Below are 16,765 nucleotides of genomic sequence, written 5' to 3'. Positions count from 1 at the left end.
ATAGTGCCGATGCATCTCCAGCGTCAGAAAGTGAGTCTATTCAGTTCCACGAATGGATTTAATGCCGGGCGGCGCCTTCGCTTGCCCGGCCTACGCTATCCCGTAGCTCGGGTTAGCGCAGCGCCACCCGACAAATCCCTTACAGCGGCTGAGTCTGAGCCTCGACCACCGCCAGCGCGACCATAGTGCCAATGCATCTCCAGCGTCAGAAAGTGAGTCTATTCAGTTCCACGCATGGATTTAATGCCGGACGACGCCTTCGCTTGCCCGGCCTACGCTATCCCGTAGGTCGGGTTAGCGCAGCGCCACCCGACAGATCCCTTACAGCGGCTGAGTCTGAGCCTCGACCACCGCCAGCGCGACCATATTGACGATGCGACGCACGGAAGCGATAGGCGTCAGAATATGCACCGGCTTCGCCACTCCCATCAGCACCGGTCCGACGGTCACCCCTTCCGAACTGGAGACGCGCAGCAGGTTATAGCTAATGCGCGCGGCTTCCATATTCGGCATCACCAGAATGTTAGCCGAACCTTTCAGCGGGCTGTCCGGCATCCGCTCATGGCGAATACTTTCCACCAGCGCAGCATCGCCGTGCATTTCACCATCGATCATCAGATCCGGCGCCAGCGCTTTCACCCGCTCCAGCGCTTCGCGCATTTTGCTTGCAGACGGGCAGTCAGAGGAACCGAAGTTGGAGTGCGACAGCAGCGCCACGCGCGGCTCAATACCAAAACGACGGACGCTTTCCGCCGCCATCAGCGTAATTTCCGCCAGCTGCTCCGGCGTAGGATCGTTATTGACGTAGGTGTCGGCGATAAAGGTGTTTCCGCTTGGCAGCAGCAGCGCATTCATGGCCCCCGCGGTGCTGACGCCGTCACGGTAGCCAAACAGCGGCTGAACGACCCCATAATGCTCATGGTAGTCGCCGATGGTGCCGCAGATCATGGCATCCGCCTCGCCACGGTGCACCATGATTGCGCCAATGACCGTCGTATTGGCAATCACCGCCCGCTGCGCCTGCTCCTGAGTCACGCCGCGGCGTTTCATGATCTGGTAATACTCGCCCCAGTACTCTTTAAAGCGCGGATCGGATTCGTTATTGACGATCTCAAAATCCACGCCGGCTTTGATCTGCAGCCCCAGCTTCTGGATGCGCATTTCAATCACGCTCGGACGACCGATCAAAATCGGTTTTGCCAGCCCCAGCGATACCAGCTCCTGTGTGGCGTGCAGGACGCGCGTCTCTTCGCCTTCCGCCAGCACAACGCGCTTAGGCTCTTTGCGCGCCTGGGAGAAAATTGGCTTCATGAACAGGTTGGTTTTGTAGACAAACTCGCTGAGCTTCTCAATATAGGCGTCGAAGTCGGCAATCGGACGCGTGGCGACGCCGGAGTCCATCGCCGCTTTGGCGACCGCCGGCGCGATCTTGACGATCAGGCGCGGATCGAACGGTTTTGGAATGATATATTCCGGACCAAAGCTCAGATCCTGATCGCCGTAGGCAGAGGCGACCACTTCGCTCTGCTCGGCATGCGCCAGTTCAGCTATCGCGTGGACCGCAGCCAGCTTCATCTCTTCGTTAATCGCCGTAGCGCCAACGTCCAGCGCCCCGCGGAAAATGAACGGGAAGCACAGCACGTTGTTGACCTGGTTCGGGTAGTCAGAGCGCCCGGTGCAGATGATGGCATCTTCGCGGACCTGCTTCGCCAGCGGCGGCAGAATCTCCGGTTCCGGGTTAGCCAGGGCGAGGATCAGCGGCGCGCGGGCCATTTTTTTCACCATCTCCGGCGTCAGCACTTTCGGGCCTGAACAGCCGAGGAAAATATCCGCCCCGTCAATCACATCGTCCAGAGTGCGTTTGCCGTCATCTTCTACCGCGTAGGCCGCCTTGGTCTCTGCCATATGGGGCTCACGGTCTTTATAGATAACGCCTTTGGAGTCGCAGACCACGATATTGTGTTTCTGCATCCCCAGCGCCACCAGCAAATTCATGCAGGCAATCGCCGCCGCGCCCGCGCCGGATACCACCATCCGAACGTCGGAAAGATTCTTCTCAACCACCCGCAGGCCGTTAATAATCGCCGCGGTGCTGATAATGGCCGTGCCGTGCTGATCGTCATGGAACACAGGAATGTTCATGCGCTCGCGCAGCTTTTGCTCGATGTAGAAACACTCTGGCGCTTTGATGTCTTCGAGATTGATGCCGCCGAAGGTGGGCTCCAGCGCCGCCACGACATCGATAAATTTATCCGGATTCAGCTCATCGACTTCGATATCGAACACATCAATCCCGGCGAATTTTTTAAACAAAACGCCCTTGCCTTCCATCACCGGCTTACCGGCTAGCGCACCAATATTCCCCAGTCCCAGCACCGCGGTGCCGTTGGAGACAACGGCCACCAGGTTGCCACGGGCGGTGTATTTGTAGGCGGCCAGCGGATCTTTCTCGATTTCCAGACAAGGTGCCGCCACGCCTGGCGAGTAGGCCAGCGCCAGATCGCGCTGGGTGGCCAGAGGCTTGGTAGGGACAACCTGAATTTTCCCGGGAACGGGAAACTCATGGAAATCGAGGGCGCTTTGTTTCAACTGCTCATCCATTTTATTGTTCCTTTCACGTATCGGTCGTAGGGGGTGTGCGTAATGACTATCCTGGTGCCCACCCTAAGGTGGCGCATAGTATCTCGCCTGACGGCTTTTCAAACTTTGAACGCCGCCAAACTCTCGCCATCGCAATGGTATATTTGTTATCGATTTATAACATTTATGTAACCTGATTTCGAAAGCAATGATAGTCCCGTCTGCTATGCTTTTTAGTTATCCACCCGATAAACACCTCGACAAACAATCAACAAAAACTCATGCAACATCTTGTTTCAGGAGTCCATTATGTCCCGAAGAGAACTTGCCAACGCCATTCGCGCCCTGAGCATGGACGCCGTACAGAAAGCCAACTCCGGCCACCCCGGCGCCCCGATGGGGATGGCGGATATCGCCGAAGTCCTGTGGAATGATTTCCTTAAACACAATCCGGAGAATCCGCACTGGTATGATCGTGACCGCTTTGTGCTCTCTAACGGTCATGCGTCGATGCTGTTGTATAGCCTGCTGCATCTGACCGGCTACGATCTGCCGCTGTCCGAATTGAAAAACTTTCGCCAGCTCCATTCGAAAACGCCCGGCCACCCGGAACACGGCTATACCCCCGGCGTCGAGACGACCACCGGCCCGCTTGGCCAGGGGCTGGCCAACGCCGTCGGCATGGCGATTGCCGAGCGCACGCTGGCGGCGCAGTTTAACCGTCCCGGCCACGACATTGTCGATCACTATACCTGGGTGTTTATGGGCGATGGCTGTCTGATGGAGGGGATCTCCCACGAAGCCAGTTCGCTGGCGGGGACGCTGGGTCTCGGTAAGCTCATCGGCTTCTATGACCATAACGGCATCTCAATCGATGGTAAAACCGACGGCTGGTTCACCGACGATACCGCCGCGCGCTTTCGGGCCTATCACTGGCACGTGATTGGCGATATTGACGGCCACGACCCGCAGGCAGTGAAACAGGCGATTCTCGAGGCGCAAAGCGTCACGGATAAACCTTCGCTGATCATCTGCCGAACCGTGATCGGCTATGGCTCACCGAATAAAGCCGGTTCGGAAGAGTCCCACGGCGCAGCGCTGGGGGAAAAAGAGGTGGCGTTAACCCGCGAGAAGCTGGGCTGGAAATATCCACCGTTTGAGATCCCCAAAGAGATTTATCAGCAATGGGACGCCCGGCCGCGCGGCGAGCAGGCAGAACAGACGTGGAATCAGCGGTTCGCCGCTTATCAGCAGCAGTATCCTGAACTGGCGGCGGAGCTAAAACGCAGAATGGACGGCGCGCTGCCGGCGAACTGGAGCGATGCGGCGCACGATTATATCGCGCAACTGCAGGCCGAGCCGGCGAAAATTGCCAGCCGTAAAGCGTCGCAAAATGCCCTGAACGCCTATGGCCCGCTCCTGCCGGAACTGCTGGGCGGATCGGCCGATCTGGCGCCGAGCAACCTCACCATCTGGTCCGGATCAACATCCATCAAAGAGGATATGGCGGGTAACTATATTCATTATGGCGTACGCGAGTTCGGCATGACGGCGATCGGCAACGGCATTGCTCTCCACGGCGGCTTTATCCCCTATACCTCCACCTTCCTGATGTTTGTCGAATATGCGCGTAACGCAGCGCGAATGGCGGCGTTGATGAAAGCCAGACAGATAATGGTCTATACCCATGACTCGATTGGGTTAGGGGAAGATGGCCCCACTCATCAGGCGGTCGAACAGCTGGCCAGTCTGCGACTGACGCCGAACTTCAGCACCTGGCGCCCCTGCGATCAGGTCGAAACGGCGGTCGCGTGGCAGGCGGCGATTGAACGACAAACCGGCCCCACCGCGCTGATACTGTCGCGGCAAAATCTGGCGCAAATGGCGCGGACGCCGCAACAGGTACAGGATATTGCCCGCGGCGGCTATGTGCTGAAAGATGCGGGGGGCAAACCAGATTTAATCCTGATAGCCACCGGCTCCGAAGTGGAGATAACCGTGCTGGCGGCGGAAAAGCTGCTCGCCAAAGGTGTTAACGTGCGGGTAGTCTCCCTGCCTTCAACCGATGTTTTCGATGCGCAAGATGCGGCATACCGGGAATCGGTTCTTCCGGCTAACGTCAGCGCCAGAATTGCCGTTGAGGCCGGTATCGCCGACTACTGGTATAAATATGTCGGGCTGAAAGGCGCCATCGTGGGAATGAGAAGCTACGGTGAATCGGCGCCGGCGGATAAGCTCTTCCCGTTCTTTGGCTTCACCGTCGAGCATATCGTCAGTCTCGCGGATGAAATATGTAACGGGTAACCCATAGCGTGGGCCAGGCATCTGGCCCCTGCCAGTTATCACACTGCGGCTGCTGCGCATAGCGAACCAGGCTAAACCGCTGGCCATCATAGCGCCAGCGGGTCTGAACCCCGCAATCGCCGGGGCCGCGCCCTTTATCCAGAGTCACCAGCTCGTGACGTCGCTCATCAATACTGGCATTAATCAGCTCAATATCACGCGCCGCATTGCCCGGCGGCTGGAAGGGCAGCGTCAGACGAACCTGGCGGGCCGCATACGGCTGCTGGCGCGACACCAGCCAGGCCAGCCAGATGGTGTTGTACGCCCCGGCTTCGCAGCTGACCATCAGTAACACCTTCTCATCCGTCAACGCGGTAACCCGAATCTCGCGGCGGAAAGGGTCCAGCGAACAGGCGCTATTGTTCATCCGCTCGTTGCCGTAATCCATCAGGTCATTGAGCTCCTCCCGACTGAGCGGTGATTGCGAGAGATCGACTTTGCCAACCGCCCGCAGCGCAGGTGCCGGCGGTACGCTAAGCGGCGGCTCTTCGCCCTTCCCTACCCACGCGGTTTCACTGCCGACACGCTTTTGATGGCTATCGATAAACAGCAACGCGGCTTTCAGTCCTTGCAGAGAAATGCTTTGCAGCCCGTTAACCAGGGTGATCGCCTGCCCCTCCTGCACCTTCTGGAGAAAAGCATCGATCGTCACGCTATCCCCGGTTTTGAGCAGCTTATCCGCAACCTGCCAGTGTTTATCGGTCAACGCCAGCGGTTTACCATCAAGCAAAAGACGAGGAGCGATTGGCGCCAGGGCGGCAACCGGGTTACCGATACCGCCCAGCTCAATGCGCAGGCTGGCATCCGTGACGGCGCCGGCGCTACGGCTGAGAGTCATAACCAGTCCGTGATGCAGACCAACGTTGCGAGCGACGCAGAAATTCTGATTATTGCAGGTGACCAGCCAGTCGTCGAAGAGCTGTTGTACCGGCGCCGCCCACGCCCATGACGTCGGTAGCAAACCGAAAAACAGAAAAAAAAGAACCCGATAAAGCATGCGCGGCACAACCCCAGAGAAGAACGCTCAAAACAGCAGCCATCTTCACCAGCGGCGACATGTTACTCAATCAGATTTATCAGATAACCCCGCCATCAGTCCCGATGTTTGCAAATATTGCAGCAGGATCACCGCCTTCCCATCGCGTATCTCGCCGCTGGCAACCATCTGCAATGCCTGGCTGAAAGGCAGCTCCAGCACATCGATATCTTCATCTTCAACGCCGCCGCCGCGCGTTTTGCGCTGCGCGTCGCTGTACTCGGCGATAAAGAAGTGGACAATTTCGGTCACCCCGCCGGGAGACATATACAGCTCGAACAGCTTATGCGCATCGCCCACTTCGTACCCGGTCTCTTCGATGGCCTCTTTGCGGATGCAGGCTTCGGGCTCGTCGTTATCCAACAGCCCGGCGCAGGTTTCGATCAGCATCCCGTCCTCGTTACCGTTAACCCAGGTGGCAACACGAAACTGGCGGACCAATACGACGGTTTGCTTACGGCGGTTATACAACAGCACCGTGGCGCCGTTGCCGCGATCGTAAACCTCGCGCTTATGACGGACCACGCTGCCGTCGCTACGCGTCAGCTCGTAGGTCATATTGCGCAAAATAAAGTAGTTTTCAGAGAGGAGTTTATCTTTGATAACGTTGATGTTGAGTGACATACGGCCCCGCAGCGTGGAATGACGCTGTCATACTACGCTGCGAGGCCGGGTTTGTCGTTAGTGAAGCAGGGCCGATTTTACACCGAGATAATCCATGATCCCCTGCGCCGCATGGCGACCTTCGGCCATCGCCGTCACCACCAGATCGGCGCCGCGGACGGCATCTCCGCCGGCAAAAATTTTGTCGTGCGTGGTCTGATAGCGGTAGCGGCTCTCGATACTGGCCTTAATCCGCCCCCGGTTATCAAGCTCTACGCCGACGGACTCCAGCCACGGCATCCCGTGGGGATGGAAACCAAAGGCCATAATCACCGCATCGGCCGGCATCACGAACTCGCTGCCCGGCAGCGGCGACGGGCTGCGGCGCCCCTGCTCGTCCGGTTCACCCAGCTGTGTGCGCAGAAAACGTACGCCGTTAACCCGACCGTCGCTATCCAGCTCCAGCGTCACCGGCTGAACGTTGAATTCGAACTCCGCCCCTTCTTCACGCGCGTGTTTCACCTCTTTTTTCGACCCCGGCATATTGGCCTCATCGCGACGATAGGCGCAGGTGACCTTTTTCGCCCCGTGACGCAGCGCGGTGCGCACGCAGTCCATCGCCGTGTCGCCGCCCCCCAGCACCACGACATTCAGCCCGTGGGTATTGACGTAAGGCTCTTCGGGTTTCTCGCTCAGCCCCATGACTTGTTTCGTATTGGCAATCAGGAACGGCAGCGCATCATAGACCCCCGGGGCCTCTTCATTTGGCAGTCCCGCTTTCATGGAACGGTAGGTTCCGGCGCCAATAAATACCGCATCGTATTCTGCCAGCAAGGTGGTTAACGCCACGTCCTTGCCCACTTCACACTCCAGTTCAAAGCGGATACCCATCTCAGTAAAAATCTCCCGTCGCCGGGCCAGCAGTGACTTTTCCAGCTTGAAGGCCGGAATGCCAAAAGTCAGCAAACCGCCGATTTCCGGATGACGGTCGAAGACCACCGGCTGCACGCCGTTTCGGATCAGCAGGTCAGCGCAGGCCAGTCCCGCCGGCCCGGCACCGATAATGGCCACCTTTTTCCCGCTATCGATAACCCGGGAGAGGTCCGGTCGCCAGCCCTGTGCCAGCGCCTGGTCGGAGATATAGCGCTCGATGTTGCCAATCGTCACCGCGCCCTGTTCATCGCGCAGCGTACAGGCCCCTTCACACAGGCGATCCTGCGGGCAAACCCGGCCGGTTATCTCCGGCAGGCAGTTGGTTTGATGGGACAGCGCCACGGCGGCGTCGATATCCCCCGCTTGTACCCGCTCAATCCACTGGGGAATATGGTTATGCAGCGGGCAGGTCCATTCACAGATACTGTGTTCGCCGCACTGCAGGCAGCGCTCCGAGGCCTGCTGCGCCTGCCCGGCGTTAAAGGGCAGAACGATCTCGGCAAAATCCCTCTTGCGGATCGCCGCGGCCCGTTTATCGGCCTCGCTGCGCGGCGGCGTTGCCGCCATCTGGCGGGCTTTTGCGTCAGCTGCCGGTAATGCCATGTCGCCGGGATGCGCATGCCACGGCCGCGCATCCATCCGCGCCGTACGCAGGCGTCGCTGTCTGGCCATCGCGGACAGGGTCGCTTCCGTCGCCAGCTGCAGCGCCTGCGCCGGGCAGTTTTGCACGCAGGAGGGCCCGCCTTCACGGCCGCTGCACAGATCGCATTTATGCGCGGTGGCTTTCACTTTCCCCGCCGCCGCCGGTAACAGCACGATCTCCATGACGCCAAACGGACAGGCCACCATGCAGGATTTACAGCCGATGCACTTTTCCTCGTCAACCTGCACGCTATCATTTACCTGGCGAATGGCATCATTCGGGCAGCTGCGGGCACAGGGGGCGCTTTCACAATGCCGACATGTTATTGCGTTACGTTTTTGCTCGTGCTTCATCACGGTAATGCGCGGTAAGAAGCGCTGCGGGGTCAGGACGTGCTGTTCGTCGTTGTGTGCCATCACGCAGGCCACTTCGCAGGCTTTGCAGCCGATGCATTTGCGACTATCGCTGATAATAAAGTGGTTCATGGTATCCTTCGGTCTTCGCTAAATAACCCCTCGATTCGCATGACTATTTATTACCCGACAAAACGGGGCAGGAACAATGTTCATTTGCCCGGAAGCGTATTTTTCTGGAGATAACCCGTTTTGGATCAAATTCTTTGACTTAAATGAAATTGCGTTTTATTTAACGTAGCAAGCAGAAGGCAGTTTAACGATGACAAACGGACGCCGGGGTAAGCGGCGGTTTGCGCAGAGAGTCGGAGAGTTCTTTACGGTGTCCGCTAAAGCCACACGATAAATTACACTATCTCCTTAATTTCTCCACGTTTGCCCGTGGAGTTGCCTATAAAGTGTCACGGACTGTGCGGTAACAAAAATGTACACAATGAGGTCTCAATTCTGATGGCGAATTTTTTTATCGATCGCCCCATTTTCGCGTGGGTTCTGGCGATCCTGCTATGCCTGACCGGAACGCTCGCAATCTTGTCACTTCCCGTCGAGCAGTATCCCGATCTTGCGCCGCCTAACGTGCGCATTACCGCCAATTATCCAGGTGCCTCCGCACAAACGCTGGAAAATACCGTCACCCAGGTTATCGAGCAGAATATGACCGGCCTCGATAACCTGATGTATATGTCTTCCCAGAGCAGCTCTTCGGGTCAGGCGACGATTACGCTGACCTTTACCGCCGGAACCAATCCCAACGAAGCCATGCAGCAGGTACAAAACCAGCTGCAATCGGCAATGAAAAAACTGCCTCAGGATGTGCAAAATCAGGGGGTGACGGTACGTAAAACCGGCGATACCAACATTCTGACTATCGCGTTCGTCTCGACTGACGGCAGTATGGATAAGCAGGATATTGCCGACTACGTGGCCAGTAACATTCAGGAACCGCTCAGCCGCGTGAACGGAGTTGGCGACATTACGGCCTACGGCTCGCAATACTCAATGCGCATCTGGCTTGATCCGGCCAAACTCACCAGCGTGCAGATGACGGCGAAAGATGTCACCGACGCCATCGAATCACAGAATGCGCAGATCGCGGTCGGCCAGCTTGGCGGTACGCCGTCGGTCGATAATCAGTCGCTCAATGCCACCATTAACGCCCAGTCGCTGCTGCAAACGCCGCAGCAGTTCCGCGATATTACGCTGCGCGTGAATCCGGACGGCTCGCTGGTGACGCTCGGCGATGTGGCGAAAGTTGAACTGGGCGCGGAAAGCTACGATTACCTCAGCCGCTACAACCGCAACCCGGCCTCCGGCCTTGGCGTGCAGCTGGCCTCCGGGGCAAACGAAATGCAGACCGCGGAGCTGGTGCTCAATCGTCTGGATGAGCTGTCGCAGTATTTCCCTCACGGCCTTGAATATAAAATTGCCTACGAAACCACCTCCTTCGTGAAGGCCTCTATCCATGACGTGGTGAAAACGTTGCTGGAAGCCATCGTGCTGGTGTTCCTGGTGATGTACCTGTTCCTGCAAAACATCCGCGCAACGCTCATCCCAACCATTGCCGTACCGGTGGTTCTGATGGGGACTTTCGCCATCCTGTTTGCCTGCGGCTACAGTATCAACACCCTGACGATGTTCGCGATGGTGCTGGCGATAGGTCTGCTGGTGGACGATGCTATCGTGGTCGTCGAAAACGTTGAGCGCATCATGAGCGAAGAGGGCCTTTCGCCGCGTGAAGCGACGCGAAAATCCATGGGCCAGATTCAGGGGGCGCTGGTCGGGATCGCGATGGTACTGTCGGCGGTCTTTATCCCGATGGCCTTCTTCGGCGGCACAACCGGCGCCATTTACCGCCAGTTTTCTATTACCATCGTCTCGGCGATGGTGCTGTCGGTACTCGTGGCCATGATCCTCACGCCGGCCCTGTGCGCCACCTTGCTGAAACCCATGAAGAAAGGCGAAGAACACGGTAAAAAAGGCTTCTTCGGCTGGTTTAACCGTATGTTCAACCGTAACGCCAGCCGCTACGAAACCGCCGTGGGCAAAATTCTTCACCGCTCGCTGCGCTGGATCGCGATCTACGCGCTGCTGTTGGGGGGGATGGTCTTTATGTTCTTACGCCTCCCGACGTCGTTCCTGCCCCAGGAAGACCGCGGCATGTTCCTGACCTCGGTGCAGCTGCCGAGCGGCGCAACGCAGCAGCAGACCTTAAAAGTCGTGCAAAAAGTTGAGGACTATTTCTTTAATCATGAACAGGCCAACGTTGCTTCGATTTTCGCTACCGTGGGCTCTGGCCCGGGAGGCAACGGTCAGAACGTCGCGCGTATGTTTATCCGCCTGAAGGACTGGGATGAACGCGATGCGAAAACCGGTACCTCGTTTGCGATCATTGAACGTGCGACAAAAGCCTTTAACAGCATTAACGAGGCGCGGGTGTTCGCCACTAACCCGCCGGCAATCAGCGGACTGGGCAGCTCCGCCGGTTTTGATATGGAGCTTGAAGACCACGCCGGCAACGGGCACGCGGCGCTCATGGCAGCCCGCGACACGCTGCTCGATCTGGCGGCGAAAGATGAGCGGTTGACCCGGGTTCGCCATAACGGCCTTGACGATAGCCCACAGCTGCAGATTGATATCGATCAGCGGAAAGCCCAGGCGCTGGGCGTGGCTATTGACGATATCAACAACACGTTGCAAACCGCCTGGGGCTCAAGCTACGTGAACGATTTTATGGATCGTGGCCGCGTGAAGAAAGTCTACGTCCAGTCCGCCGCCCCTTACCGCATGCTGCCTGACGATATTAATCTGTGGTACGTGCGCAACAGCAGCGGCACCATGGTGCCCTTCTCGGCATTTGCCACCTCGCGCTGGCAAACCGGCTCCCCGCGCCTGGAGCGCTATAACGGCTACTCGGCGGTGGAAATCATCGGCGAAGCGGCTCCGGGCATCAGTACCGGTACCGCGATGGCTATCATGGAAGATCTGACCAGACAGCTGCCAAACGGCTTTGGGCTCGACTGGACGGCCATGTCCTATCAGGAACGGCTGTCCGGCGCGCAGGCACCGGCGCTGTACGCCATTTCGCTGCTGGTCGTGTTCTTGTGCCTGGCTGCGCTGTACGAGAGCTGGTCTATCCCCTTCTCGGTCATGCTGGTGGTGCCGCTGGGGGTTATCGGGGCGCTGCTGGCCACCTGGATGCGCGGTCTTGAAAACGACGTGTACTTCCAGGTTGGCCTGCTGACGGTCATCGGCCTGTCGGCGAAAAACGCCATTCTGATCGTCGAGTTTGCTAATGAGCTAAACGAGAAAGGGGAAGATTTACTCGCCGCCACGCTGTCGGCCTGTCGCCAGCGTCTGCGGCCGATCCTGATGACCTCGCTGGCCTTTATTTTTGGGGTCCTGCCGATGGCGACCAGCACCGGCGCCGGTTCCGGTAGCCAGCATGCCGTGGGTACCGGGGTCATGGGCGGGATGATTTCCGCCACCGTCCTGGCTATCTTCTTCGTTCCGCTATTCTTCGTACTGGTACGTCGACGCTTTCCGCAAAAAGAGCGCCCGCAATAACCCGGCAGGATCCTGAGGGTCCCGTTTCTTACCCGGGAAATAACAAAAAGGCGACTGTTATAGTCGCCTTTTTTATCTGCTTACAGCCGCCGGGCTATTATTTTAGCCGTACGATTACCCTGCTCACATTGAGGATTTTATTTACGAAGCATACCTTCAATAAAATCTTTCCAGTTCCCTAGTTCATGTTCAATCATAATAGCCTCTCTTATTATTATGGGTGATTCTATGCAAATCGGTTTGGGAAAGGAAGTGCACTAAGGTTATCGCTGCGATTGCTGGTAACCCCTTCTACGCCATCATCTCTCTGATTTGCTGGTACTATGAGCCTGGGAGTGGAAATTTAATGTGATGCATAGCAACATTTCGCAACATTAAGCCTGTTTTCAGATAATTTCCCCTGCCGATATCCTGCTCTTTTATCCCCCGCCGGCGAACGATTTCCAGGTTATCGTTAGCGGACTGGTTAATATTCGCCCAGTGCATACATAGAGGGTAAAAAAGGATATTTATTCACGCGGTTCACGTATTATTTTATACCGGCTTGTGTATTCGGATATTTCTGAGTTAATCGCGTAAATCAACGTAAAAGAAAAGGTTTCATTATGCTGACTATGTACGGAATCAAAAACTGCGACACCATTAAAAAGGCCCGCCGCTGGCTGGAAGCTAATCACATTGCCTATCAGTTCCATGATTATCGTGCCGATGGCCTGGATCGCGAGTTATTAAACACCTTTATCGCTGAGCTGGGCTGGGAAGCACTGCTCAACACGCGCGGGACAACCTGGCGGAAACTGGATGAAACCGTGCGTGCCGGTATCAATAACGCCGATGCCGCCGCCGCGCTGATGCTGGAAATGCCGGCAATTATCAAACGCCCATTGCTCTGCGCGCCCGGGCAGCCTATGCTGCTGGGTTTCAGTGAACTCACTTATAAGAAGCTTGTTAACGAGGTATAGTCTATGTCTTGCCCGGTCATTGAGCTGGCTCAGCAGCTTATTCGCCGCCCTTCCCTCAGCCCCGATGATGCGGGATGCCAGGCGTTAATGATTGAACGCCTGCGTGCGATTGGCTTTACCGTGGAACCGATGGATTTCGGCGATACGCAAAATTTCTGGGCCTGGCGCGGGCGCGGTGAAACGCTGGCCTTTGCCGGCCATACCGACGTTGTTCCGGCCGGTGATGCTGACCGTTGGATTAACCCGCCTTTCGAACCCACCATCCGCGACGGCATGCTGTTCGGCCGCGGCGCGGCAGATATGAAAGGCTCGCTGGCCGCGATGGTGGTTGCCGCCGAGCGCTTTGTCGCCCAGTACCCGAATCATAAAGGTCGTCTGGCCTTTTTGATCACCTCTGATGAAGAGGCCAGCGCGCACAACGGAACGGTGAAAGTGGTCGAAGCGCTGATGGCCCGCAACGAGCGCCTGGACTACTGCCTGGTCGGCGAACCGTCAAGCACCGAAGTCGTCGGTGACGTGGTCAAAAACGGTCGTCGTGGCTCACTCACCTGCAACCTGACCATTCACGGCGTGCAGGGCCATGTTGCTTACCCGCATCTCGCCGATAACCCGGTGCACCGCGCGGCCCCTATGCTGACGGAGCTGGTAGCAATCGAGTGGGATAAAGGCAATGAATTCTTCCCCCCCACCAGCATGCAGATAGCCAACGTGCAGGCGGGTACCGGGAGCAATAATGTGATCCCCGGCGACATGTATGTTCAGTTCAACTTCCGTTTTAGCACTGAACTGACCGACGAAATGATTAAAGCCCGCGTCGTCGAGCTGCTGGATAAATATCAGCTGCGCTATACCCTTGACTGGTGGCTGTCTGGCCAACCGTTCCTCACCAGCCGTGGCAAGCTGGTCGAAGCGGTGGTGAACGCCATTGAGCACTATAATGAGATCAAACCCCAGCTGCTAACCAACGGCGGCACCTCTGACGGTCGCTTTATCGCTCGCATGGGTGCGCAGGTGGTTGAGCTGGGACCGGTGAATGCGACAATTCACAAAATCAATGAATGTGTTAACGCCGCCGACCTGCAGCTGCTGGCGCGGATGTATCAACGCATCATGGAACAACTGGTCGCCTGACGACCTCGACCTGAAAAGAGGAAGCGCACATGGAATGGCTAATCAACCACTGGTGGATTCTGGTGCTGGTATTTTTGGTGGGCGTCATGATTAACGTCATTAAGGATCTTAATCGCGTTGACCACAAAAAGTTTCTCGCCAATAAGCCGGAACTGCCGCCCCATCGTGATTGTAACGATAAGTGGGACGATGACGACGACTGGCCGAAGCACGACCAGCCGAAGAAGTAAGATTTCGCTCCCGCTCCCCGGTTAGCGCAACGCTACCGGGGATTTGTCGAGCTTACGGCGATGCGCCTTAGTCGGGTCACCAACTTCGCGAAATCATATACCCGCAGGGTGCGCTCAGAAATCTCACCTTTCGTCGTTAGACTGCCTTGCGCAACGTTCATTCCCGACGATTGCCCGGCACGCCAGAATCATTCCCAACCCCATCGTCAATGAAAAAACCGCGACGCTCATTCGTTATCAGGCAATATTTTATTTCCCCCTGCGTACCCGCTGAAATTACCTATGGAAAACCATAATTTAATATAAATAAGAATAAATATATTCACACGACATATATATAAACGCCCTCAGCACACCGCATTCGCCGTGGAATATTAAAACAATGATCTCACCCGCATCGGCCAATAAAAAATAATGCCATATTAGCCAGGTCCCCACGGGATATATCGTCAATCTCTTGCCCCAATTCTATACCGCAAATACTCGGGATATTTAAACATCATGAAGGATTATCAACAACTCGATGCCAGCGTCGCGCATAGTGCGGAGATGCTGGAACAGGCGCTCCCTGCTGTGCTGCAACCTTTTCAGGACATGGCGAAATCAGCCAAAGGTGAAGGCGCGATTCCTCATCAATCCAGGCTGCTTATTGCGCTGGGTATTGCCATTTCCACCCACTGCGATCCCTGTATCGCTCGACACGCTCGTAAGCTGGCAGAATGCGGCGCCAGCCGGCAAGAAATCGCCGAAGTCGCCGGTATTTGTATCAGCATGAGCGGAGGACTCTCACTCACCTATGCCAACTCAGCGCTGGAGGCATTTGACTACTTCAGTCTCCGTATCACTACAGGACAGGGGGCTGGAAATGAGTAAATGCCTGCTGCTGCTTATCGGACTGTGTGTTTTTTCTCCGCGGATACTCTCTGCCCAACACTTTCCCACGGCACCGGTGAAAATTGAAGTGGGTGCCGCTGCGGGTGGCGGTATGGATATCGTCGCCAGAGCCCTCGCCGAGCGGCTCTCCCCGCTTCTGGGCCAGCCCGTGTTGGTCAGCAATCGCGCCGGCGCGGGAGGCGCTATAGCCATGATGGCGCTAAAAAATGCACAGCCGGATGGGTATACCCTCGCCCTGGTGCCTTCCTGGACGTTAAGTTATCAGCCGCTGATAAGCACGCATTATCGGGCCGAAGACTTTACTCTCCTGGCCGTACTCTATCGCTCTCCGGACGCGCTCATTGCCAGAGCCGATACGCCATGGAACTCGCTGTCGCAGATGCTCGACTCGGCTCGTAACGAACAGAAAACGCTACTGTTCGCCTCTCAAAGCCCGGTAGATCAGCTCATTATTAACTGGCTGGCCCGTCAGACTGGCAACAAAATTGCCGCGCTGCCAACCCGAGGCGGCGGCGAAATGATCCCAAAACTGCTGGGCGGCCACGTTGATTTCGCTTACAGCGCGACAATGCATACGCAATATGTCAGTTCAGGGAAAATGAAAGTCCTGGCCTCGCTCACCGACCAACGTCAATCTATTGCCCCTGATGTGCCGACGTTAAAAGAACAAGGGTGGGATATCGCCATTAATACCTTTTTTATCGTCGTACTTCCCGCTGGCGTACCGCAGGCTATTACAGAACATCTCTCCTCAGCATTTGCCGACATCATGCGCGACGAACATATTCGATCTCTGATTGAAGATAAGCTTTTTATGAATATTGATGTTCATCTGATGAAAGATGCCTCCAGCCTCATCGTCGGGCAACAATCTAAAATGCGGACCTTATTCGACACATTGCAGTAAACGCTATGCGCACAGAAGGGGGACGGGATAACAAATTATTTCCCATACGTATAAACAGAGAGCGAGGAAAACATGAAAGATCGCATTCAAACTGTTGCATATCTCCTGTGCCTTGTCGTATCCCTGCTCATTCTGTCAATGCTTATTTTCCAGGAGGATTCGGGCGCTAACACGTATGGCATGCCCTCCTCGCGACTCCCCTGTATCTATAGCGGCGTAATGGCGTTCGCTTCGCTGGCGTTATTTATTCAAGCCAGACATCGGCAAACCAAAATATTTCAGTTCCCTCACGCGTGGCGAAATATATTACCGATCCAGATCGCAATACTCCTCTATGCATGGGCGCTCTACTTCTTTGGTTTTATCGTCGCAGGTATGGGAATATTGTTTATTTTACAATGGGTAATGGGGCAACGACGCTGGAGCATTCTGTTATTACTTTCGCTGTTACCTCCGCCACTTTTATGGTTGGCCTGCACGCGCCTGCTGGGTATGGCGCTGCCATAGTGGTCCATGGAAAACACAG

The 16,765-nt window shown here is 56.3% G+C and carries 13 protein-coding genes; 8 read left to right on the top strand and 5 right to left on the bottom strand.

What is annotated here, in order from left to right; genetic code table 11:
• Positions 1 to 321 precede the first annotated feature (321 nt).
• A complete protein-coding gene (gene maeB / locus OQV00_RS06735) occupies positions 322 to 2,601 on the bottom strand; it encodes an NADP-dependent oxaloacetate-decarboxylating malate dehydrogenase (RefSeq protein WP_004866124.1) in 2,280 nt (759 codons plus the stop codon).
• A gap of 288 nt (positions 2,602 to 2,889) precedes the next feature.
• Here maeB and tkt point away from each other — a divergent pair, with 288 nt between their 5' ends.
• Positions 2,890 to 4,884, top strand: coding sequence for a transketolase (gene tkt / locus OQV00_RS06730; RefSeq protein ID WP_004866125.1), 1,995 nt, complete (start codon positions 2,890 to 2,892; stop codon positions 4,882 to 4,884).
• Here the strand turns inward: tkt and OQV00_RS06725 are convergent.
• From OQV00_RS06725 to aegA, 3 genes are all read right to left on the bottom strand, one after another.
• Positions 4,853 to 5,920 (bottom strand): DUF1176 domain-containing protein, encoded by a 1,068-nt coding sequence (locus OQV00_RS06725; protein ID WP_054829095.1) that lies wholly within the window; start codon positions 5,918 to 5,920, stop codon positions 4,853 to 4,855. The two genes, tkt and OQV00_RS06725, sit on opposite strands and share 32 nt — an antisense overlap.
• A 66-nt stretch (positions 5,921 to 5,986) precedes the next feature.
• Complete coding sequence (nudK, locus tag OQV00_RS06720; RefSeq protein WP_004866133.1) at positions 5,987 to 6,583, bottom strand: GDP-mannose pyrophosphatase NudK; 597 nt, start codon at positions 6,581 to 6,583, stop codon at positions 5,987 to 5,989.
• Positions 6,584 to 6,640: 57 nt separating this feature from the next.
• Positions 6,641 to 8,623, bottom strand: coding sequence for a formate-dependent uric acid utilization protein AegA (gene aegA / locus OQV00_RS06715; protein ID WP_266280050.1), 1,983 nt, complete (start codon positions 8,621 to 8,623; stop codon positions 6,641 to 6,643).
• Between the two features lie 378 nt (positions 8,624 to 9,001).
• Between aegA and acrD the strand changes: the two genes are divergently transcribed.
• Entirely contained in the window at positions 9,002 to 12,115 is a 3,114-nt protein-coding gene (gene acrD / locus OQV00_RS06710; RefSeq protein ID WP_004866137.1) for a multidrug efflux RND transporter permease AcrD, read from the top strand.
• A 137-nt stretch (positions 12,116 to 12,252) separates the two neighbouring features.
• Here acrD and ypfM read toward each other — a convergent pair whose 3' ends face one another.
• Positions 12,253 to 12,312: a protein YpfM gene (gene ypfM / locus OQV00_RS06705; protein WP_100181659.1), complete on the bottom strand. Its 60-nt coding sequence runs from the start codon at positions 12,310 to 12,312 to the stop codon at positions 12,253 to 12,255.
• A gap of 408 nt (positions 12,313 to 12,720) precedes the next feature.
• On the opposite strand from ypfM, the gene OQV00_RS06700 reads away from it, so the two are divergent.
• The 6 genes from OQV00_RS06700 (at position 12,721) to OQV00_RS06675 (ending at position 16,746) form a co-directional block, all read left to right on the top strand.
• Positions 12,721 to 13,077, top strand: coding sequence for an ArsC family reductase (locus OQV00_RS06700; RefSeq protein WP_015583730.1), 357 nt, complete (start codon positions 12,721 to 12,723; stop codon positions 13,075 to 13,077).
• A 3-nt stretch (positions 13,078 to 13,080) separates the two neighbouring features.
• On the top strand, positions 13,081 to 14,208 hold the full coding sequence (gene dapE, locus OQV00_RS06695) for a succinyl-diaminopimelate desuccinylase (RefSeq protein ID WP_004866142.1): 1,128 nt from the start codon (positions 13,081 to 13,083) through the stop codon (positions 14,206 to 14,208).
• 29 nt (positions 14,209 to 14,237) lie between these two features.
• Positions 14,238 to 14,438 carry a YpfN family protein gene (locus OQV00_RS06690; protein WP_004866145.1) on the top strand — a complete coding sequence of 67 codons (201 nt, stop codon included), beginning with the start codon at positions 14,238 to 14,240 and terminating at the stop codon, positions 14,436 to 14,438.
• A 501-nt stretch (positions 14,439 to 14,939) separates the two neighbouring features.
• The gene (locus OQV00_RS06685; protein WP_004866148.1) at positions 14,940 to 15,311 is read left to right on the top strand and encodes a carboxymuconolactone decarboxylase family protein; all 372 of its coding nucleotides are present in this window, start codon (positions 14,940 to 14,942) and stop codon (positions 15,309 to 15,311) included.
• Positions 15,304 to 16,239: a tripartite tricarboxylate transporter substrate binding protein gene (locus tag OQV00_RS06680; protein ID WP_048024156.1), complete on the top strand. Its 936-nt coding sequence runs from the start codon at positions 15,304 to 15,306 to the stop codon at positions 16,237 to 16,239. The genes OQV00_RS06685 and OQV00_RS06680 overlap by 8 nt, the downstream gene beginning before the upstream one ends.
• Positions 16,240 to 16,311: 72 nt before the next feature.
• Complete coding sequence (locus OQV00_RS06675; protein ID WP_048024157.1) at positions 16,312 to 16,746, top strand: tripartite tricarboxylate transporter TctB family protein; 435 nt, start codon at positions 16,312 to 16,314, stop codon at positions 16,744 to 16,746.
• The last annotated feature ends 19 nt before the right edge of the window (positions 16,747 to 16,765 follow it).

The sequence above is a fragment of the Klebsiella sp. DY2415 genome (assembly GCF_026314315.1).
GTDB classification, from domain to species: domain Bacteria; phylum Pseudomonadota; class Gammaproteobacteria; order Enterobacterales; family Enterobacteriaceae; genus Klebsiella; species Klebsiella ornithinolytica.
This window is presented reverse-complemented; position numbering and strand designations above follow the sequence as displayed.